1 pseudogene is annotated in these 381 nt (G+C 53.3%); it reads left to right on the plus strand.

Features of this window, described 5'->3' with window-relative positions:
* A pseudogene (locus B3520_RS02525) lies at positions 1–274 on the plus strand (glycoside hydrolase family 28 protein); the annotation flags it as partial.
* Between the last annotated feature and the right edge of the window lie 107 nt (positions 275–381).

A 381-nucleotide genomic window follows, 5' to 3' on the forward strand; every position in this document is an offset into this window, starting at 1 on the left:
GTTCTGGTTTCAGTTGAACTATCCCGGTGAGCTGGGTGGCAACTATCCGACAGTCTATCGCGACCTGGTATTCGAAGACATTACCGTGGAATCCACCGGCAGTGTGCTGGAGGTGTACGCGCCCGAAGGTTATCCGCTGCAGGACGTGACACTGCGCAATATCACCATCAAGAAAGCCGATGACCTCTTTGTTCTCGACAATGTCCAGAACCTGGTGTTCGACAATGTCGAAATCAATGGCAACCGGGTAAACGGTCAGCTCGACTGGAAATGAACATCCGTTGAGCGGAATGAAAAAGGCGGGCCTTGGCCCGCCTTTTTCATTCCGGAAAGCCGTGAGTGCACTCCGCGGTCGACATAGGTCGGATTAGCGAAGCGTAA

Origin of the sequence: Marinimicrobium sp. UBA4509, from assembly GCF_002388575.1 — a bacterium.
In the GTDB taxonomy this organism is placed as follows: Bacteria; Pseudomonadota; Gammaproteobacteria; order Pseudomonadales; family Cellvibrionaceae; genus Marinimicrobium; species Marinimicrobium koreense.